Raw genomic sequence first — 20,548 nt, forward strand, 5'->3', positions numbered from 1 at the left:
GGAGGCGCGCCATGGCCGGCAGCAGCGGCGGCAGGTGGATCGAGCAGTGGGACCCGGAGGACGAGACCTTCTGGAAGGAGAAGGGGGAGCGGATCGCCCGGAGGAATCTGGTCTTCTCCGTGCTCTCCGAGCACATAGGGTTCTCCATCTGGACCCTGTGGTCGGTGATGGTCCTGTTCATGGGACCGCAGTACGGAGTCGACCCGGCCGGGAAGTTCTTCCTGATCGCGACCGCGACCCTGGTCGGGGCCGTCATCCGGGTGCCCTACACCTTCGCGGTGGCGCGCTTCGGCGGGCGTAACTGGACCATCATCAGCGCGCTGATGCTGCTGCTGCCGACCGGGGCCGCGTACCTGGTGATGGAGCCCGGGACGTCGTACGGGACCTTCCTGGCCGTCGCGGCGCTCACCGGGGTCGGCGGCGGGAACTTCGCCTCGTCCATGACCAACATCAACTCGTTCTTCCCGCTGCGGAAGAAGGGCTGGGCGCTCGGGCTCAACGCGGGCGGCGGCAACATCGGTGTTCCGGTCGTGCAGCTTGTCGGGCTGCTGGTGATCGGTACGGCGGGCGCCACGCACCCGAGGATCGTGCTCGGGATCTACATCCCGCTGATCGCGATCGCCGCGCTGTGCGCCGCGCTGTTCATGGACAACCTCGCGCCCGTGAAGAACGACACCGGTGCGGCGAAGGAAGCCGTGCGCGACCCCCACACCTGGATCATGTCGTTCCTCTACATCGGGACGTTCGGATCCTTCATCGGCTACAGCTTCGCCTTCGGGCTCGTGCTGCAGACCCAGTTCGGACGCACCCCGCTGCAGGCCGCGTCGCTCACCTTCATCGGGCCGCTGCTCGGCTCGCTCATCAGGCCGGTGGGCGGCTCGCTCGCGGACCGCTTCGGCGGCGCCAGGATCACGCTGTGGAACTTCGCCGGGATGGCCGTGGCCACTGGTGTCGTCGTCTACGCCTCCATGGCCAAGTCGCTGCCGGTCTTCCTCGTCGGCTTCACCGCCCTGTTCATCCTCAGCGGGCTCGGCAACGGCTCCACGTACAAGATGATCCCCGGCATCTTCCAGGCCAAGGCGCTGGCCAAGGGCATGACGGGCGAGGCGGCCGAGGCGTACGGGCGCAGGCTGTCCGGGGCCTCGATGGGGCTGATCGGTGCGGTGGGCGCGCTCGGCGGGCTCGGCATCAACCTGGCCTTCCGGCAGTCGTTCCTGACGGCGGGCACGGGCACGGGAGCGTTCGTCGCCTTCCTCGCCTGCTACGGCGTGTGCTTCCTGGTCACCTGGGCGGTATACCTTCGCCGGCCGGCCCCCGCGCCTGTGCCGACGGCCACAGCCGAAGCGAAGCCGCAGCTCAGCTACGCCGAGGTGTGACCCGGAGTGCCTCGTAACCACGGGGAAACGCAGCCGAACCGGGACTGTCACGCATCCTTGCCAGGCTCGGTCGGCATGTACGACGAACAGCGCGACACCACTCCCGCCGTGGGGCCCCTCGCGGGCTTCACGGTCGGGGTCACGGCGGCCCGCCGCGCCGATGAACTGGGCGCGCTGCTGCAGCGCCGCGGCGCCGCCGTGCAGCACGCCCCGGCGCTGCGGATCGTCCCGCTCGCGGACGACGGCGAACTCCTCGCCGCCACCAAGGAACTCATCGCCCACGCCCCGGACGTCGCGGTCGCCACCACCGCGATCGGCTTCCGCGGCTGGGTGGAGGCGGCGGACGGCTGGGGCTGCGGCGAGGAGCTCCTCGCCTGCCTGCGCGGCGTCGAACTCCTCGCACGCGGGCCGAAAGTGAAGGGCGCGATCAGGGCGGCCGGGCTGACCGAGGAGTGGTCGCCGACCTCCGAGTCGATGGCCGAGGTGCTCGACCGGCTCCTCGCGGAGGGAGTCGACGGGCGGCGGATCGCCCTGCAGCTGCACGGGGAGCCGCTGCCGGGCTTCGTGGAGGCGCTCCGGGCAGGGGGCGCGGACGTCATCGTCGTACCGGTGTACCGCTGGATGCCGCCGGAGGACGTGGCTCCGCTGGACCGGCTGCTGGACGCCACCGTGTCGCGGTCGCTGGATGCGCTGACCTTCACCAGTGCGCCGGCGGCGGCGTCGCTTTTCTCCCGCGCCGAGGCGCGGGGGCTGCTCCCGCGGCTGCTGGACGCCCTCGCACACGACGTCCTGCCGGCCTGCGTCGGGCCCGTCACCGCGCTGCCGCTCCAGGCGCGCGGCCTCGACACGGTCCAGCCGGAGCGCTTCCGCCTCGGCCCGCTGGTCCAACTGCTCTGCCTCGAACTCCCCTCACGCGCCCGGACCCTGCCGCTCGCCGGCCGCCGGGTCGAGATCCGCGGCCAGGCGGTCCTGGTCGACGACGACCTCCGACCGGTCCCGCCCGCCGGGATGTCCCTCCTCAACACCCTGGCCCGCCGCCCCGGCTGGGTCGTCTCGCGCGCCGACCTGCTCCGCGCGCTCCCGGGAGCGGGCCGCGACGAGCACGCCGTCGAGACGGCGATGGCCAGGCTCCGTACGGCACTCGGCGCGCCCAACCTCATCCAGACGGTGGTGAAGCGGGGCTACCGGCTGGCGCTGGACCCGGCGGCGGACGAGAAGTACGCGGACGCCTAGGGGGTGTCCGGGCCGTGGGTACCGCCGGCCGTCGCAGGCACGCACCCGCACCCGCACCCGCGGGTACCGTACGGGCGTGATCGAGATCCGTGCTGTCACACCGGCCGACATCCCCGCCGTCGCTCCCGCAGTCGCGGAGGCGCTCGCGCGCAACAGGGCGTACATGAAGCCCTGGGAGCCGCGGCGCTCCGAGTCGTACTACACGGCGGAGGTCCAGGCCGCTCGATTCGCCGAGCCCGGCACGCGGCGGTGGCAGCTCGTCGACGGTGAGCGGGTCGTCGGCCAGGCCACCCTGTCGGGGATCGCGCTGGGGCCGTTCCGGAGCGCGTCTCTCGGATACTGGGTCGATGCCGAGTACGCGGGACGGGGACTGGCGACACGGCTTGTCGAGGAGGTGTGCCGCGCCGCCCGCGACGAGCTCGGGCTGCATCGCATCGAGGCCGGGACCGTGCTCACCAACGCCGCCTCCCAACGCGTCCTCGCGAAGGCCGGGTTCGAGGAGATCGGCATCGCCCCCCGCTATCTCCACATCGACGGGGAGTGGCGCGACCACCGGCTCTTCCAGCGCGTCCTGCACAACGATCCGCCTCCGGTATAGGGGGTTCCGGTGGCGTGCCGCCACGGGCACCCTGAAGGCATGGGCATCGGCTCGTACGAGTGGCGGTTCGACTCCGGGCGCGTCTGTCTGGATCTCGCGGCGATGGATCTCGTGGCAGTGGGGCCGGAGGGTCCCGAGCGGCTCGCCCGCTGGCTGTTGACCGCCGGGCTGCTGCCACCGGGGACGCCGCCGGAGGCCGTGACCGCGCACTGGGTCCGGTCCTTCCTCGAACTCCGGGACTGCGTGGCGCGTCTGGTGCACGCTCAGATCGACGGCGGGACCGACGACGTGACGCTCGCCACACTCAACGCGTTCGCCGCGGACGCCGCCCCGCCCGCCGTCAGAGCCGTACGCGGCGACGACGGCGCCCTCGTGCGCGCCCCGCTCGCCCGTCCCGAGTGTGCCGCGCTGCTCGCCGCCGTCGCGCGCGACGCCCTGGAGCTGCTCACCGACCCCGTCGCCCGCGCCCGGCTGCGCCGCTGCGAGGGCGACAACTGCCGCCGCGTGTACGTCGATACGTCCCGCGGGCGCCGCCGCCGCTGGTGCTCCAGCGAAGTGTGCGGCAACCGGGAGCGGGTGGCCCGCCACCGCCGCAGGGCGGCCTCCGTGGCACGCGCCTGAGCCGGTCCGAGAGGCCAACAACCCCGGCCCGCAAAAAAATTCCGGCCTCCGTTGAGAAGAATCCCGACCGCCTGCGTAGAGAAGGAGGACAAGCAGTCGGACAAGGGCTCGACCGGGAGGTTCCAGGTGCGCAAGGATGCCGCCGTGGCCGATGACCGTCCAGGTCGGGCCCGACATCGAAGTGAGGCACCCCGCACCGGCGCCCCCGTCCCCGACGAGGAGCTGATGCGGGCTCTGTACCGCGAACATGCCGGACCCCTCCTCGCCTATGTGCTGCGTCTCGTCGCCGGTGACCGCCAGCGGGCCGAGGACGTGGTGCAGGAGACGCTCATCCGTGCCTGGAAGAACGCCGGTCAGCTCAACCGGGCCACCGGCTCTGTCCGACCCTGGCTGGTGACGGTCGCTCGCCGCATCGTCATCGACGGTCACCGCAGCCGGCAGGCCCGGCCGCAGGAGGTCGATCCGTCGCCGCTGGAGGTCATGCCCGCGGAGGACGAGATCGACAAGGCGTTGTGGCTGATGACGCTCTCGGATGCGCTCGATGATTTGACCCCGGCGCACAGGGAAGTACTCGTCGAGACGTACTTCAAGGGGCGTACGGTCAACGAGGCGGCCGAGACGCTCGGCATACCGAGCGGGACCGTGCGGTCCCGCGTTTTCTACGCATTGCGTTCCATGAAGCTCGCTCTGGAGGAGAGGGGGGTCACGGCATGAACAGGCAGGATCCGTACGGACCGTACGGGCAGTCAGGACAGTCCGAGCAGGGCTCGATCCATGAAACCGTCGGGGCGTACGTCCTCGGCATCCTGGACGACGTGGAAGCCACCGCCTTCGAGGCGCATCTGGCAGGCTGCGACATCTGCGCCGCCCACCTCGAGGAGTTCGCGGGGATGGAGCCGATGCTGGCGATGCTTGCAGAGTCCCCTGGGGGACGGCAGGCCCCGCCGGAGCGGAGCGCTCTGCCGTTCGACAGCCGGATCATGGAGCCGCCTCCGCAGCCGGTCGCGTCGATTCCGACCGCAGCCACTCCCCAGATGCTGGACCGGCTGGTCGACGAGGTCGCGGTCAGGCGCGCCCGCAAGCGACGGCGCAGCATGTACATGATCGCTGCATCGGCGGTGCTGATCATCGGCGGTCCGGCCGTCGCGGTGGTCGTCACACAGGACGACGCCAAAGCGGGCAACGTCGCCGCAGAACCGCACCCGACCAGCCCCGCCGAGGACGCCTTCTTCAACCACATGGAGGAGAAGGTCCAGGCCACGGACGCGATCACCAAGGTCAGCGCGACCGTCGGCATGGAGAAGAAGGGCTGGGGCACCCACACCGTTCTGGAGCTCAAGAACGTCCAGGGCCCGCTCAAGTGCAACCTGATCGCCGTCTCCAAGACCGGCGAGGAGGAGGTCGTGACCTCCTGGGCGGTCCCGAAGTGGGGCTACGGCATCCCGGACAGCACGCACGAGGCGGCGAAGAACCCGCTGTACGTCCACGGCGGCGCGGCCATGGAGCGCAACGACATCGATCACTTCGAGGTCCGTACGTTCGACGGCAAACGCCTGGTGGAGGTCGACGCCTAGCAGACCCCCGGCCACTGCCGCCTGACAGAGCGGCCCCCTTCGCGTACGGTTGACGGCTGCCCAGTGCACGTCAGAAGGGGGCCTCGGTGGCCGCGCAGGAAGCCGCTGGTACCACGGTCGACACGGTCCGTGACCGTGAGATCGGTGTCGAACAGGAACATCTGGACCAGGTGTACCGACGCCTCGAGGAGAAGATCCACGAGGCGGAGTTCCTGATGCACGATGCCGCCAAGCGCGGCCATGTCGGCACGCCCGGCGCGCTCGCCGAGCGCGATGCCCAGGTGTTCCGGGCGGGGATCCATCTCAACCGGCTCAACAACGAGTACGAGGACTTCCTCTTCGGCCGGATCGACCTGCTCCGCGGCAAGGACGGCAAGAAGGGCCCGGACGGCGCGTACACCTCGGTCGAGCCGGCCGACGACGCCGTACGGGACGACAACACGGCCGAGATCGCCGAGACCCTCCACATCGGCCGCATCGGCGTCCTCGGCTCCGACTACGCGCCGCTGGTCATCGACTGGCGAGCCCCGGCCGCCGCGCCCTTCTACCGCTCGACCCCGGTCGATCCCGGTCGCGTGGTACGCCGCCGGGTCATCCGCTCCAAGGGCCGCAAGGTCCTCGGCGTCGAGGACGACCTGATGCGCCCCGAGCTGACCGCGCGTCTGGGCGGCGCCGAGCTGCCCGTCATCGGCGACGGCGCGCTGATGGCGGCCCTCGGCCAGGCCCGCAGCCACACCATGCGGGACATCGTCGCCTCCATCCAGGCCGAGCAGGACCTGGTGATCCGCGCCCCCGCCGCCTCGGTGACCTATGTCGAGGGCGGCCCGGGCACCGGGAAGACGGCGGTGGCGCTGCACCGCGCCGCGTATCTGCTCTACCAGGACCGGCGGCGGTACGCGGGCGGCATCCTGGTCGTCTCGCCGACCCCGCTCCTCGTCGCGTACACCGAGGGCGTGCTGCCCTCGCTGGGCGAGGAGGGCCAGGTCGCGATCCGCGCGGTCGGCTCCCTGGTGGACGGCGCGGAGGCGACGACGTACGACGATCCGGCGGTGGCCCGGATCAAGGGCTCGTCGCGGATGCTGAAGGTGCTGCGCAAGGCGGCACGCGGCGCGCTGGAGCAGCGGGAGGCCCCGGAGCGGCTGCGGGTCGTGGCCTTCGGGCGGCGCCTGGAGCTGGAGGGTGAGGAGCTCCGGCGGATCCGCCACAACGTGCTGGGTGGCACCACGCCCGTGAACCTGCTGCGGCCGCGGGCCCGCAGGCTGCTGCTGGACGCGCTGTACGCGAAGTCCGGCGCCGCGACCCGGCACACGGACCCGGAGCTCGCGGCCGAGCTGCGCTCGTCCTTCGACGAGGACGTCACGTCCGAGGACCCGTTCATCGCGTTCCTGGACGCCTGGTGGCCCGAGCTCACCCCGCGGGGCGTCCTCGACGCGATGGCCGACGAGCGGCGGCTCGGCCGGTGGGCGCGGCGGATCCTCAACCCCGGTGAGGTGCGCCGGCTCGCGCGCAGCCTGAGGCGCGACGGCCTCTCCGTGCACGACGTGGCGATCCTCGACGAACTGCAGACGCTGCTCGGCACCCCGGCCCGCCCGAAGAGGAAGCGCGAGCTCGACCCGCTGGACCAGCTCACGGGGCTGGAGGAGCTGATGCCGCAGCGCGAGGAGACCCAGCGCGAGCGGGCCGAGCGGCTGGCGGCGGAGCGTGTCGAGTACGCCCATGTCATCGTCGACGAGGCCCAGGACCTCACGCCCATGCAGTGGCGCATGGTCGGCCGTCGCGGCCGCCACGCGACGTGGACGGTCGTGGGCGACCCGGCCCAGTCCTCCTGGCCGGACCCGGACGAGGCGGCCGAGGCCCGCGACGAGGCGCTGGGCACCCGCCCGCGCCGCCGCTTCGAGCTGACCGTGAACTACCGCAACCCCTCCGAGATCGCCGAGCTCGCCGCCCGGGTCCTTGCGCTGGCGATGCCGGGGATGCAGTCCCCGCGCGCGGTGCGCTCCACGGGCGTCACGCCGCGCTTCACCGTCGTACGCGACGATCTGGAGCGGACGGTGCGGGAGGAGGCCCGGCGCCTGCTGGACCGGGTCGACGGCACGGTCGGCGTGGTGGTGGCCATGAACCGGCGGGCCGAGGCGGCACGCTGGCTGGCGGACCTCGGCGACCGGGTGGTGGCGCTGGGTTCGCTGGAGGCGAAGGGCCTGGAGTACGACGCGACGGTCGTCGTGTCGCCGGCGGAGATCGCGGACGAGAGCTCGGCCGGACTGCGGGTGCTGTACGTGGCGCTGACCAGGGCGACGCAGCAGCTCTCGGTGGTGTCGGGCAAGGCGGACGAGCCGGACGCCGACGGGGTCCCGGACCTGCTCACGCCCTAGGGGCGTCCTGGGTACGAGCGGCCCCCGGGCCGGGGGAGGGCCGTTCGGGGTCAACTCTCCGGGCGGGGAATCACCTTCCGGGACTCTTTGTTAGCCTTGGCTGTGGCACCGGCTCGATCCAAGCCCCCGGGCCCAACCTTCGTCCCTTAGAGGGACCACTTGCCGCGAGGCGAGCATGGCGGGTCGGTGTCACTGAGTTTGTGCAAGGAGAGGTCCGCGTCACCCCCTGGGTGGCGCGGACCTCTTCTGTTTCCTGATCACTTCTCGTATGGTGGAAAGAGTTTTCCGAAACCAAAACGACCACTATTACCTGCTACTCGCAGGTAGGTGCGACCATCGGATGGCCCCGTCCGGCCACCCCCGGGCGATGCAGCAACGAAGCTAGGGAAAGCAGAGGAACTCGGCCATGGCAACGGCGCCCAGCGTCTCGTACTCGATGACGGTCCGACTGGAGGTGCCCGCGAGCGGAACCGCGGTGTCCCAGCTCACCACGGCAGTCGAGTCCTCCGGCGGTTCGGTCTCCGGCCTCGACGTCACCGCGTCCGGCCACGAGAAGCTGCGCATCGACGTCACGATCGCGGCCACGTCCACGACGCACGCGGACGAGATCGTCGAGAAGCTCAACTCGATCGAGGGCGTCGTCCTCGGCAAGGTCTCCGACCGTACGTTCCTGATGCACCTCGGCGGCAAGATCGAGATGCAGTCCAAGCACCCCATCCGCAACCGTGACGATCTCTCCATGATCTACACGCCCGGTGTGGCCCGTGTCTGCATGGCGATCGCCGAGAACCCCGAGGACGCCCGCCGCCTCACCATCAAGCGCAACTCCGTCGCAGTCGTGACGGACGGCTCCGCCGTGCTCGGTCTCGGCAACATCGGGCCGAAGGCCGCACTGCCCGTCATGGAGGGCAAGGCCGCCCTCTTCAAGCGCTTCGCCGGCATCGACGCCTGGCCCCTCTGCCTGGACACCCAGGACACCGACGCGATCGTCGAGATCGTCAAGGCGATCGCCCCCGGCTTCGCCGGCATCAACCTCGAGGACATCTCCGCGCCCCGCTGCTTCGAGATCGAGGCACGGCTCCGCGAGGCCCTCGACATCCCCGTCTTCCACGACGACCAGCACGGCACCGCGATCGTCGTGCTGGCCGCCCTGACCAACGCACTTCGCGTGGTGGGCAAGGCAGTTGGGGACGTACGGGTCGTCATGTCCGGCGCCGGAGCGGCCGGTACGGCCATCCTGAAGCTGCTCATCGCGGCGGGCGTCAAGCACGCCGTCGTCGCCGACATCCACGGCGTCGTGCACGCCGGCCGCGAGGACCTCGTGGATGCCGCGCCCGAATCGCCGCTGCGCTGGATCGCCGACAACACCAACCCCGAAGGCGTGACCGGCACCCTGAAGCAGGCCGTCGCGGGCTCCGACGTCTTCATCGGTGTCTCCGCGCCGAACGTGCTGGGCGCGGAGGACGTCGCGGCCATGGCCGACGACGCCATCGTGTTCGCGCTCGCGAACCCGGACCCCGAGGTGGACCCGGCAATCGCCCGTCAGACGGCGGCAGTTGTGGCCACCGGGCGCTCCGACTTCCCGAACCAGATCAACAACGTGCTGGTCTTCCCCGGCGTCTTCCGCGGGCTCCTGGACGCCCAGTCCCGCACGGTGAACACGGAGATGATGCTCGCGGCGGCCAAGGCCCTCGCGGACGTCGTCACCGAGGACGAACTGAACCCGAACTACATCGTTCCGTCCGTCTTCAACGACAAGGTCGCGGGCGCTGTTGCGGGCGCCGTGCGCGACGCCGCGAAAGCGGCCGGCGCGGGCGTGACGGCGAACACGTCGGTCTGACCTCGGCGCGTCGCAAGTCGCGGGCTCAGGAATGCCCCTCTAGGGTGGCGGTCATATGAGCCCGCGACCGGCCCGATGGCTCCGTGGAGTCTCCATCAAGTCGACGGAACGTCACCACGACAGGCCTGTGGCGCTTTTCGTGTGACTCCGGAGGGTGCCGGATTGGCTTTCCCGCCGCTGGTGGGGGCAGGATGCCTCATTGGGCGCGAGGGTCTGACGGCAGACCCGGGTCCGGGGACTGTCCGAGGGCCCTGGCAGCATCGGCTTCGATCTCACGCCTCACAGGCAAGAAGAACACGGGAGTAACAACATGAACCGCAGTGAGCTGGTGGCCGCGCTGGCCGACCGCGCCGAGGTGACCCGCAAGGACGCCGACGCCGTGCTGGCCGCTCTCGCCGAGACCATCGGCGAGGTCGTCGCCAAGGGCGACGAGAAGGTCACCATCCCCGGCTTCCTGACCTTCGAGCGCACCCACCGTGCCGCTCGCACCGCTCGTAACCCGCAGACCGGCGACCCGATCCAGATCCCGGCCGGCTACAGCGTGAAGGTCTCCGCGGGCTCGAAGCTCAAGGAAGCCGCCAAGGGCAAGTAAGCCTGGACGCGAAAGGGCGGCCACCCCGGGACGGGGTGGCCGCCCTTGCTGTTCTCCAGGGCCCCTGCGGCCCCCGCGCCCCGCGCCCCCAGACCCTTCCCGGGGCGGCAGGCCCGGCATGTGCCCCGTGCCGCGGAGTGGGCCGGTGTGTCCGTCCTCAGGCGTCGGACGGGCTCCGAATGAGCCAGAGGCCCGGGGCGGAGCCCCGCCCGGGTCTGGGGCGGAGCCCCGGTTCGGGCAGGGGAGGGGTGGGGCAGTGTCCGATATGCGGCTCCGCCGCGGGGCCTCCGCGCAGCGGCCCGCCCGTGCACAGGCACCACAATCGCGTCGAGCGCCGGACAGGCTGGAAGCAGCCCGGCCGACGCTCGGGGGGTACGGGGGCCCGGGGGCAGCGCCCCCGGGATCAGACCGCAGCCGTACGCGGCAGCTCGACCTTCGCGCCGAGCTCCACCAGCTTCTCCATGAAGTTCTCGTAGCCACGGTTGATCAGGTCGATCCCGTGCACCCGCGACGTCCCCTGCGCCGCCAGCGCTGCGATCAGGTACGAGAACCCACCCCGCAGGTCGGGGATGACCAGATCCGCGCCCTGGAGCTTCGTCGGGCCGGACACGACCGCCGAGTGCAGGAAGTTCCGCTGCCCGAAGCGGCAGTCCGAGCCGCCCAGGCACTCCCGGTAGAGCTGGATGTGCGCGCCCATCTGGTTCAGCGCGGACGTGAAGCCCAGCCGCGACTCGTACACCGTCTCGTGGACGATCGACAGCCCCGCCGCCTGCGTCAGCGCCACCACCAGCGGCTGCTGCCAGTCGGTCTGGAAACCGGGGTGCACGTCCGTCTCCAGGGCGATCGCGTTCAGCGAGCCGCCCGGGTGCCAGAAGCGAATGCCCTCGTCGTCGATCTCGAAGGCGCCGCCGACCTTCCGGTACGTGTTCAGGAACGTCATCATCGAGCGCTGCTGCGCGCCGCGCACGTAGATGTTGCCCTCGGTCGCCAGCGCCGCCGACGCCCAGGACGCCGCCTCCAGGCGGTCCGGGAGCGCCCGGTGGGTGTATCCGCCGAGGCGGTCGACGCCGGTGATCCGGATCGTCCGGTCGGTGTCCACCGAAATGATCGCGCCCATTTTCTGCAGTACGCAGATGAGGTCCTCGATCTCCGGCTCCACCGCCGCGTTCGACAGCTCCGTGACGCCCTCCGCCAGCACCGCCGTCAGCAGCACCTGCTCCGTCGAACCGACCGACGGGTACGGCAGCCGGATCTTGCACCCGCGAAGCCTGTGCGGAGCCTCCAGGTACTGTCCGTCCGCCCGCTTCTCGATCTTGGCGCCGAACTGTCGCAGCACGTCGAAGTGGAAGTCGATCGGCCGGCCGCCGATGTCGCAGCCGCCGAGACCGGGGATGAAGGCATGGCCGAGCCGGTGCAGCAGCGGGCCGCAGAAGAGGATCGGGATCCGAGAGGACCCCGCGTGGGCATCGATGTCAGCGACGTTCGCGCTCTCGACGTGCGTCGGGTCGAGCACCAGCTCGCCGGGCTCGTCGCCGGGGCGCACCGTCACACCGTGCAGCTGCAGCAGCCCTCGCACCACCCGCACGTCGCGGATGTCGGGCACGTTGCGCAGCCGGCTCGGCTCGCTGCCGAGCAGCGCGGCGACCATAGCCTTCGGCACCAGGTTCTTGGCGCCGCGGACGCGGATCTCGCCCTCCAGCGGGGTTCCACCGTGGACAAGCAGTACATCGTCTGTGCCGGTCATGAATCTCGCGTTCCGGAGGGGGTCCCCCCGGCGGAGCCAGGGGGAGGTCGGGCAGGGGCCAGGGAAAAGGTTAAGGCCCCCCTACCCCTGTTCTGTAAGGCCAAGGGCGCCTCGTTCACGTTATGAATTCGACACAGCACGCTCTGTTCGGGGCCACGTGCGGAGGGTCACCATCCGCTTGCGGAGCGCGTCCGCGCCCTCCCGTTGCCGCGGTGCGCCCTGAGCTGCGTCGGATCACACTCCGCCGCTCGGCCCCCGCGGAGGGCAAAGATGCGGGATTATGTGTCGCATGACCGAGGTGTCCTCCCTCACAGGGCGGCTGCTCGTCGCCACTCCGGCCCTCGCGGACCCGAACTTCGACCGCGCGGTGGTGCTCCTGCTCGACCACGACGAGGAGGGCTCACTCGGTGTGGTCCTCAACCGGCCCACGCCGGTCGGCGTCGGCGACATCCTGGAGTCCTGGGCGGACCTGGCCGGCGAGCCCGGCGTGGTCTTCCAGGGCGGCCCCGTATCCCTCGACGCCGCGCTCGGCCTCGCCGTCATCCCCGGCGACGAGGGCCCGCTCGGCTGGCGGCGCGTGTACGGCGCGATCGGCCTCGTCGACCTGGAGACCCCGCCCGAACTGCTCGCGTCCGCCCTCGGCTCGCTGCGGATCTTCGCGGGGTACGCGGGCTGGGGTCCCGGCCAGCTGGAGGAAGAGCTCACCGAGGGTGCCTGGTACGTCGTCGAGTCGGAGCCCGGCGATGTGTCGTCGCCCAGCCCCGAGAACCTGTGGCGGTCGGTCCTGCGCCGCCAGCGGAACGAGCTCGCGATGGTCGCGACGTACCCGGACGACCCTTCGCTCAACTGAATCCGCCGCCCTTCAGTACCCTTGGCACTTATGAGCACTCTCGAGCCCGAGCGCGGGGCAGGTACGGGCACCCTCGTAGAGCCGACACCGCAGGTGTCGCACGGCGACGGCGACCACGAGCGCTTCGCCCATTACGTCCAGAAGGACAAGATCATGGCGAGCGCCCTCGATGGCACTCCCGTGGTGGCACTGTGCGGAAAGGTCTGGGTGCCGGGGCGCGATCCCAAGAAGTACCCGGTCTGTCCCATGTGCAAGGAGATCTACGAGTCCATGGGCTCTGGCGGCGACAAGGACAAGGGCGGCAAGGACAAGTAGCCGGTCACCGGTCCGGTCCGGTCCGTAGCCGGTCCGTAGTCGGTCACCGGTCCGGTCCTTCCGGTCCTTCCCGTTTTCCGACGGCCCCCGGGGCGCTCTGAGGCGCGCCCCGGGGGCCGTCTGTCGTTGCATGTTGGGGCCGCCCTAACCTCTTGCGTGTTGTGCAGTACGAAACGGGCGTTGCGCGTGTTGCAACGTAAGAGTGGGGGAGGACCTCAGGGGAGCTCTCTGCCCGGATCGCCGCCCCGGTCACCGCACTTGCCCTCGCCGGTCTCACCGCCACCGCGTGCGCCCCGCAGACCTCCGACAACAGCGCGAAGACCGACGAGAAGAGCGGCACGCTCCGCGTCTGGCTCTTCCAGGAGGTCAGCGAACGGCGGCGAACTCACCGAAAAGCAGCACGAATCGTACAAGTCCGCGATCAACAGCCCGGCCGCGCACAAGGGCATCGAGTCCTACACATCGCTCTTCGGCGACGACAACTGCCCGGCCGCGAAGTGCGCGTCGGTGGGCGGCATCGCGACGGTGACCGCGTTCGCCTCCGGCAGGGCGGCGATGGCGATCGGCGGCGACTTCAGCCATGCGGCGGTCGAGGCGGGCGCGTTGAAGGGCAAGTACACGGTCGTCCCGCTGCCGGGTGTCACGGCCGGTTCGATCGCTCCCGCCTTCGCGGGCGGCAACAACATCGGCGTAATGAAGAGCAGTTCGCACCGACGCCGGCCGTGGAGCTCGTACTCGTACAGCGGCGTCTGGTTTCCGGGCCGGGCGCCGCGGTGAAGGACTGACGTGATGACTGCCGACGAGACCTTCACGGACCTGATCCCGGCGCCCAGGAGTGTCGAGGGACCGACCCGCTGCGGAGTCCTGCTCGACACCGGCACCACACTGTGGGCAGCTCCGGGCACGGAGACGACCGAGCGCTGGCTGCGCTCCAACCTCGGTGCGGCGCTCGGTCTGCCGCTGAGGCCCGGCGAGAAGGGCGCGCGGAACGCCGTTTCACTGCTCCTGGACGACACCCTGGATCCCGAGGCATACCGGCTCAGCGCCATGACGACCTGGGGCGTCGAGATCCGGGGCGGCAGCCCCGTCGGCGTCTTCTGGGGCGCCCAGACGCTGCGTCAACTGCTCGGACCTGACGCGTTCCGCCGGGCACCCGTGCCGCGTGAGGTGACCGTGGGCATCCCGCACCAGATCATCGAGGACGCCCCCCGCTTCCGCTGGCGCGGCCTCATGCTCGACGTCGCCCGTCACTTCCTCCCCAAGGACGACGTCCTCCGCTACCTCGACCTCCTCGCCGCCCACAAGCTCAACGTCTTCCACTTCCATCTCACCGACGACCAGGGCTGGCGCATCGAGATCAAGCGCTACCCGCGCCTCACCGAGGTCGGCGCATGGCGGTCCCGTACGAAATGGGGGCACCGGGCGTCCGACCTCTGGGACCAGAAACCGCACGGCGGTTACTACACACAGGACGACATCCGCGAAATCGTCGCGTACGCCGCCGAGCGGCATATCTCCGTCGTCCCGGAAATCGACATCCCGGGCCACTCGCAGGCCGCCATCGCCGCGTACCCGGAACTGGGCAACACCGACGTCATCGACACGACCACCCTTTCCGTCTGGGACAACTGGGGCGTCAGTCCGAACGTACTCGCCCCCACCGACACCACCCTCCGCTTCTACGAAGGGGTGCTTGAGGAGGTCCTCGACCTCTTCCCGGCCGCGGGCTCCCCGTTCATCCACATCGGCGGCGACGAGTGCCCCAGGGGTCAGTGGAAGGCGTCCCCTGCCGCCCAGGCCCGTATCAAGGAACTCGGCCTCGCCGACGAGGACGAGCTGCAGTCCTGGTTCATCCGGCACTTCGACACTTGGCTGACCGCCCGTGGTCGCCGCCTCATCGGCTGGGACGAGATCCTGGAAGGCGGCCTGGCTCCCGGCGCCGCCGTTTCGTCGTGGCGTGGATACGCCGGCGGCATCGCCGCCGCCCGCGCGGGCCACGACGTCGTCATGTGCCCCGAGCAGCAGGTCTATCTCGACTACCGGCAGGCGCCGGGCGACGATGAGCCGATGCCCATCGGGTACGTACGCACCCTGGAGGACGTCTACCGCTTCGAGCCCGTCCCGCCGGAGCTGGCCGGTACCGCGCAGGCCGCCCACGTCCTCGGCGCCCAGGCCAACGTCTGGACCGAGGTCATGCAGGACCGCTCCCGCGTCGACTACCAGGTCTTCCCGCGCCTCGCCGCCTTCGCCGAGGTCGCCTGGTCCGCCCTCCCCGCCCCCGCCGACCGTGACTTCGCGGATTTCGAGCGGCGAATGTCGGCCCACTACAGGCGCCTTGACGCGCTCGGCGTCGACTACCGGCCGCCCGGTGGCCCGTTGCCGTGGCAGAAGCGCCCAGGTGTGCTCGGACGCCCGATCGAGGGGGCGCCCCCAATCGTGTGAGCCAGGCCACAAGATGATGCCCCGGGCCGCGGTCCCTGGGACCGTGGAGGGCCGCACGGAAAAGTCGTACAAGGAACGCCGATGACCGGCAATCCGCCTGGTGCGGCAATGTCGTACCAAAACGGACGAACAGCCGTCTTCGGGATTTCGGGGACGGATGCGCCCTTCGTGGACCCTCGCGTCGGACCGCTCGGAAGATGTGCCAGAGTTGCCAAGTCCGGGCTGTGAGCACGTACGGTACGGCAACACAGGCGGACAGCCGGGACACCGGGAAGGGGCAGCTGGGTTGACCACGCACGCACCGCAGGCGGCGCAGTCCGTGACGCTGCCGGCCTCGCTCGACGAGGCCGTGGCGGCGCTCACCGCCATGCCCGCCGCCGTGCCGGTCGCAGGCGGTACGGATCTGATGGCGGCCGTCAACAAGGGCCGGCTGCGGCCCGCGGGCCTCGTCGGTCTCGGCCGCATCAACGAGATCCGCGGCTGGCAGTACCAGGACGGCCACGCGCTGCTCGGCGCCGGCCTCACCCATGCCCGGATGGGCCGGCCCGACTTCGCCGCGCTCATCCCCGCGCTCGCCGCCTCCGCGCGCGCCGCGGGCCCGCCGCAGATCCGCAACGCGGGCACGCTCGGCGGCAACATCGCCACCGCGGCCCCGACCGGTGACACCCTGCCCGTCCTCGCCGCCCTGGAGGCGGACCTGGTCATCGCGGGCCCGGGCGGCGCCCACCGCGAGATCCCGGTCTCCCATCTGCTGGCGGGCCGGGAGATGCTCGGCCCGGCCGAGCTGATCGGCTTCGTACGCGTACCGCTGCTGCATGCTCCGCAGGTGTTCCTCAAGGCCACAGCGCGCACCGGCCCCGGCCGTGCGTCGGCGTCCGTCGCCGTCGTCCTCGACCCGGCGCGGCGCGGCGTGCGCTGCGCGGTCGGCGCGATCGCACCGATGCCGCTGCGTCCGCTGGAGGCCGAGCGCTGGATCGCGTCCCTGATCGACTGGGACGGCGAGCGGGGGCTGGCGCCCGAGGCGCTGGCGGCCTTCGGGGAGTACGTGGCAGCGGCCTGCATCCCGGACCCGCAGGGCGACGAACAGATGCCGCCCGCGCTCCTGCACCTGCGGCGCACGGTCGCCGCGCTGGCCCGACGAGCATTGGGGAGGGCGCTGTCGTGAGCACGGACGAGAACGCTTCGGGGCAGCCGCAGCAGCCGCAGCAGCGGGAAGGTGGTGGCTGGCAGCCCATCCCGCAGGGCGAGTACGACTCCGACGCGACCGCCTTCGTCCAGCTGCCGCCCGAGGGCCTGCTGGACACGCCGCTCGCGGCGCCCGGGCACGGCTATGTGCCCCCGCAGATCACCCCGCTGACCCCGGCGCCCGGCACGGACCCGGCGGCGACGGGCACATGGATGGTGCCGCCGCAGGCCGAGCCTGCCGCGCAGCATCAGGACCCGCACGCGACCGGCCAGTGGACCTTCCCGGAGGCGCAGGCCGAGCCCGTCGCCGGAGGGCCGACCGAGCTCACCGGCCAGTGGATGATCCCCGTCGCACAGGGGGACCTTCCGGATGAGTCGGGCGAGTTCACGACGTCGATGCTGGCGTCCCAGTGGGGCGGTGGCACGCCTCCGGCCACGCTGCCGGGCGGCGCGCCCGCGCCCTGGGCGACCGAGACGCACCCCGCGGCCGAAGGGCCCGCGACACAGGCACCGTACCCGGCGACGCTGCCGGGCGGGGCCACCGCGCCCTGGGCGACGACCTCGCAGGAGCCGGCCGAGGCGGTCGCCGAGCCCGGGGGGCCCGTACCCGTACCGACGCCGGACGTACCGACGCCGGACGAGCCGACGGCGGACGTACCGGCAGCCCGGGAAGCGGAACCGCAGCCGGAGCCGGAACAGCGTCCGGAGCCGACGTCCCAGGACGTACCGGCAGAGGTCCGGGCAGCTGCTCAGGCGGATGCCCAGCCGGATCCCCAGGCGGATTCCCAGCCAGATCCCCAGGCGGACCCTCACTCGGACGCCCAGGCGGAGTTCCCGCCCACCGGCACCCTCGGCAGCGACGAGCACCCCCACACCTCGTACGTCCTGCGCGTGAACGGCGCCGACCGGCCCGTCACGGACGCCTGGGTCGGCGAATCCCTGCTCTACGTGCTGCGCGAGCGCCTCGGCCTCGCCGGCGCCAAGGACGGCTGCTCGCAGGGCGAGTGCGGCGCGTGCAACGTCCAGGTCGACGGCCGGCTGGTCGCCTCCTGTCTCGTTCCCGCGGCCACGGCGGCGGGCTCCGAGGTCCGTACGGTCGAGGGCCTCGCCGTCGACGGCGAACCGTCCGACGTCCAGCGCGCCCTCGCCAAGTGCGGCGCCGTCCAGTGCGGCTTCTGCATTCCGGGCATGGCCATGACCGTCCACGACCTGCTGGAGGGCAACCACGCCCCCACGGAGCTGGAGACCCGCCAGGCGCTGTGCGGCAACCTCTGCCGCTGCTCGGGCTACCGAGGTGTCCTCGACGCCGTACGCGAAGTCGTCGCGGAGCGCGAGGCGAGTGCCGCCGCCGCGGCCACCGCCGAGCCCGAGCGCGCTCAGCCCGCCGACGAAGCCGCCCGCATCCCGCACCAGGCGCCCCCCGGGGCCGGTAGTGTGCAGCCCCACCCGCACGACGGAGGCATGGCGTGAGCAACGATGCGGCCACCACCGTGACGACGACTCCCCAAGGGGTCGACGGCCCCGAGCAGGAGCCGCCCGCCCACGGCCTCGGTGCCTCGCTCCCGCAGGCCGACGCGCGCGCCAAGACCGAGGGCACGTTCCCGTACGCCTCCGATCTGTGGGCCGAGGGTCTGCTGTGGGCCGCGATCCTGCGCTCCCCGCACCCCCATGCCCGTATCACCGCGATCGACACCGCCGCCGCGGCCGACATGCCGGGCGTACGTGCGGTGATCACGCACGCCGACGTCCCCGGCGACGCGGCGTACGGCCGCCGGATCGCGGACCGGCCCGTCTTCGCCTCCGAGACAGTCCGCCACCACGGCGAGGCGATCGCCGCCGTCGCGGCCGACCACCCCGACACGGCCCGTCTCGCCGCCGCGGCGATCACGGTCGAGTACGAGATCCTCGAACCCGTCACCGACCCCGAGAAGGCCTTCGCCGCCGACCCCCTCCACCCCGACGGCAACCTGATCCGCCACATCCCGCTCAGCTTCGGCGACCCCGAGGCGACCGGAGAGACGATCGTCGAGGGCCTGTACCGGATCGGCCGCCAGGACCCCGCCCCCATCGGCGCCGAGGCGGGCCTCGCCGTGCCGCGCCCCGACGGCGGCGTCGAGCTCTACACCGCGTCCACCGACCCCCACACGGACCGCGACCTGGCGGCGGCCTGCTTCGGACTGCCGCCGGAGCAGGTGAAGCTTGTCGTGACGGGCGTTCCGGGCGCGACCGGTGACCGCGAGGACCCGGGCTTCCAGATCCCGCTCGGCCTGCTGGCCCTGAAGACCGGCTGCCCGGTCAAGCTGACGGCCACCCGCGAGGAGTCCTTCCTCGGCCACGCCCACCGCCACCCCACCCTGCTCCGCTACCGCCACCACGCGGACGCCGAGGGCAAGCTCGTGAAGGTCGAGGCCCAGATCCTGCTCGACGCGGGCGCCTACGCCGACGCCTCGTCGGAGTCGCTGGCCGCCGCCGTGGCCTTCGCCTGCGGCCCGTACGTGGTCCCGCACGCCTTCATCGAGGGCTGGGCCGTACGCACCAACAACCCGCCCTCCGGCCATGTGCGCGGCGAGGGCGCGATGCAGGTGTGCGCCGCGTACGAGGCCCAGATGGACAAGCTGGCCGCGAAGCTGGGCCTGGACCCCACCGAGATCCGCCTCCGCAATGTCCTCGCGACCGGCGACATCCTCCCCACCGGCCAGACGGTCACCTGCCCGGCCCCGGTCGCCGAACTGCTGCAGGCCGTACGCGACTTCCCCCTTCCCCAGCTCCCCATGGACACCCCGGAAGAGGCCTGGCTCCTCCCCGGCGGCCCCGAGGGCGCGGGCGAACCGGGCGCGGTGCGCCGCGGCGTCGGCTACGCACTCGGCATGGTCCACATGCTCGGCGCCGAGGGCACGGACGAGGTCTCCACGGCGACGGTCAAGGTCCAGGACGGTGTCGCGACCGTCATCTGCGCGGCCGTGGAAACCGGCCAGGGCTTCTCCACCCTGGCCCGCCAGATCGTCCAGGAGACGCTCGGCATCGACGAGGTCCACGTCGCCTCCGTCGACACCGACCAGCCCCCGGCGGGCCCGGCCACGCACGGCCGCCACACCTGGGTCTCGGGCGGCGCCGTCGAACGCGCGGCCAAGATGGTCCGTACGCAGCTGCTGCAGCCCCTGGCCCACAAGTTCGGCATGTCCACCGAGCTGCTCCAGATCACCGACGGCAAGATCACGTCGTACGACGGCGTCCTGTCGACCACGGTCACCGAGGCCATGGACGGCAAGGAACTGTGGGCCACCGCCCAGTGCCGCCCCCACCCCACCGAACCCCTCGACGACCACGGCCAGGGCGACGCCTTCGTCGGCCTCGCCTTCTGCGCCATCCGCGCGGTCGTCGACGTCGACATCGAACTCGGCTCCGTACGTGTCGTCGAGGTCGCCGTCGCCCAGGACGTCGGCCGCGTCCTCAACCCGGCCCAGCTGACCGCCCGCATCGAGGCCGGCATCACCCAGGGCGTCGGCGCGGCCCTCACCGAAAACCTCCGCACCGCCCGCGGCCTCGTCCGCCACCCCGACCTCACGGGCTACGCCCTCCCGACCTCCCTCGACGCCCCGGACATCCGCATCGTCAAACTCATCGAGGAACGCGACGTGGTGGCCCCCTTCGGCGCGAAGGCCGCGAGCGCGGTCCCGGTCGTCACCTCCCCGGCGGCGGTCGCCTCGGCGGTCCGCGCGGCCACGGGCCGCCCGGTCAACCGCCTCCCGATCAGGCCGCAGGCGGCGGTGGCTGTGCCCAACTCGTGAGTATCTGGGCCCCTTTCG

General features: G+C 71.6%; 16 protein-coding genes and 1 pseudogene. 16 read left to right on the forward strand and 1 reads right to left on the reverse strand.

The genetic code is table 11. The features are described 5' to 3' along the window. The first annotated feature begins 11 nt into the window (after positions 1-11). The 9 genes from ACWCXB_RS20920 to ACWCXB_RS20960 all read left to right on the forward strand — a co-directional run bounded on the left by ACWCXB_RS20920 (position 12) and on the right by ACWCXB_RS20960 (position 10,206). Positions 12-1,376, forward strand: coding sequence for a nitrate/nitrite transporter (locus ACWCXB_RS20920; protein WP_450724949.1), 1,365 nt, complete (start codon positions 12-14; stop codon positions 1,374-1,376). A gap of 75 nt (positions 1,377-1,451) precedes the next feature. Beyond that, positions 1,452-2,609: a uroporphyrinogen-III synthase gene (locus ACWCXB_RS20925; protein ID WP_450724950.1), complete on the forward strand. Its 1,158-nt coding sequence runs from the start codon at positions 1,452-1,454 to the stop codon at positions 2,607-2,609. A gap of 76 nt (positions 2,610-2,685) precedes the next feature. Beyond that, positions 2,686-3,207, forward strand: coding sequence for a GNAT family N-acetyltransferase (locus ACWCXB_RS20930; protein WP_450724951.1), 522 nt, complete (start codon positions 2,686-2,688; stop codon positions 3,205-3,207). A gap of 39 nt (positions 3,208-3,246) precedes the next feature. Beyond that, complete coding sequence (locus ACWCXB_RS20935; protein WP_450724952.1) at positions 3,247-3,828, forward strand: CGNR zinc finger domain-containing protein; 582 nt, start codon at positions 3,247-3,249, stop codon at positions 3,826-3,828. A 126-nt stretch (positions 3,829-3,954) separates the two neighbouring features. Next, the gene (locus ACWCXB_RS20940) at positions 3,955-4,542 is read left to right on the forward strand and encodes a sigma-70 family RNA polymerase sigma factor (protein WP_450725035.1); all 588 of its coding nucleotides are present in this window, start codon (positions 3,955-3,957) and stop codon (positions 4,540-4,542) included. Beyond that, positions 4,539-5,402 (forward strand): anti-sigma factor family protein, encoded by an 864-nt coding sequence (locus tag ACWCXB_RS20945; protein WP_450724953.1) that lies wholly within the window; start codon positions 4,539-4,541, stop codon positions 5,400-5,402. The genes ACWCXB_RS20940 and ACWCXB_RS20945 overlap by 4 nt, the downstream gene beginning before the upstream one ends. Positions 5,403-5,488: 86 nt before the next feature. Beyond that, the gene (locus ACWCXB_RS20950) at positions 5,489-7,774 is read left to right on the forward strand and encodes a HelD family protein (RefSeq protein ID WP_450724954.1); all 2,286 of its coding nucleotides are present in this window, start codon (positions 5,489-5,491) and stop codon (positions 7,772-7,774) included. A gap of 406 nt (positions 7,775-8,180) precedes the next feature. Beyond that, complete coding sequence (locus tag ACWCXB_RS20955; RefSeq protein ID WP_450724955.1) at positions 8,181-9,614, forward strand: malic enzyme-like NAD(P)-binding protein; 1,434 nt, start codon at positions 8,181-8,183, stop codon at positions 9,612-9,614. A gap of 310 nt (positions 9,615-9,924) precedes the next feature. Further along, the gene (locus tag ACWCXB_RS20960) at positions 9,925-10,206 is read left to right on the forward strand and encodes an HU family DNA-binding protein (RefSeq protein ID WP_103834809.1); all 282 of its coding nucleotides are present in this window, start codon (positions 9,925-9,927) and stop codon (positions 10,204-10,206) included. Positions 10,207-10,609: 403 nt separating this feature from the next. Here the strand turns inward: ACWCXB_RS20960 and murA are convergent, their stop codons facing one another. Further along, complete coding sequence (murA, locus tag ACWCXB_RS20965; protein ID WP_450724956.1) at positions 10,610-11,950, reverse strand: UDP-N-acetylglucosamine 1-carboxyvinyltransferase; 1,341 nt, start codon at positions 11,948-11,950, stop codon at positions 10,610-10,612. Positions 11,951-12,239: 289 nt separating this feature from the next. Between murA and ACWCXB_RS20970 the strand changes: the two genes are divergently transcribed. The 7 genes and pseudogenes from ACWCXB_RS20970 (at position 12,240) to ACWCXB_RS21000 (ending at position 20,530) form a co-directional block, all read left to right on the forward strand. Next, positions 12,240-12,800 carry a YqgE/AlgH family protein gene (locus tag ACWCXB_RS20970; RefSeq protein WP_450724957.1) on the forward strand — a complete coding sequence of 187 codons (561 nt, stop codon included), beginning with the start codon at positions 12,240-12,242 and terminating at the stop codon, positions 12,798-12,800. A gap of 30 nt (positions 12,801-12,830) precedes the next feature. Continuing rightward, positions 12,831-13,115, forward strand: a complete 285-nt coding sequence (locus ACWCXB_RS20975; RefSeq protein ID WP_384236264.1) for a DUF3039 domain-containing protein — start codon at positions 12,831-12,833, stop codon at positions 13,113-13,115. 236 nt (positions 13,116-13,351) lie between these two features. Beyond that, positions 13,352-13,829 (forward strand): annotated as a pseudogene (locus ACWCXB_RS20980) (hypothetical protein); the annotation flags it as partial. Between the two features lie 75 nt (positions 13,830-13,904). Continuing rightward, entirely contained in the window at positions 13,905-15,557 is a 1,653-nt protein-coding gene (locus tag ACWCXB_RS20985; protein ID WP_450724958.1) for a beta-N-acetylhexosaminidase, read from the forward strand. Positions 15,558-15,843: 286 nt separating this feature from the next. Next, entirely contained in the window at positions 15,844-16,722 is an 879-nt protein-coding gene (locus ACWCXB_RS20990; RefSeq protein WP_450724959.1) for an FAD binding domain-containing protein, read from the forward strand. Beyond that, complete coding sequence (locus ACWCXB_RS20995) at positions 16,719-18,212, forward strand: 2Fe-2S iron-sulfur cluster-binding protein (protein ID WP_450724960.1); 1,494 nt, start codon at positions 16,719-16,721, stop codon at positions 18,210-18,212. The genes ACWCXB_RS20990 and ACWCXB_RS20995 overlap by 4 nt, the downstream gene beginning before the upstream one ends. Then, complete coding sequence (locus tag ACWCXB_RS21000; protein WP_450724961.1) at positions 18,209-20,530, forward strand: xanthine dehydrogenase family protein molybdopterin-binding subunit; 2,322 nt, start codon at positions 18,209-18,211, stop codon at positions 20,528-20,530. Before ACWCXB_RS20995 ends, ACWCXB_RS21000 begins: the two co-directional genes overlap by 4 nt. The last annotated feature ends 18 nt before the right edge of the window (positions 20,531-20,548 follow it).

The organism is Streptomyces sp. NPDC001514, assembly GCF_053597075.1.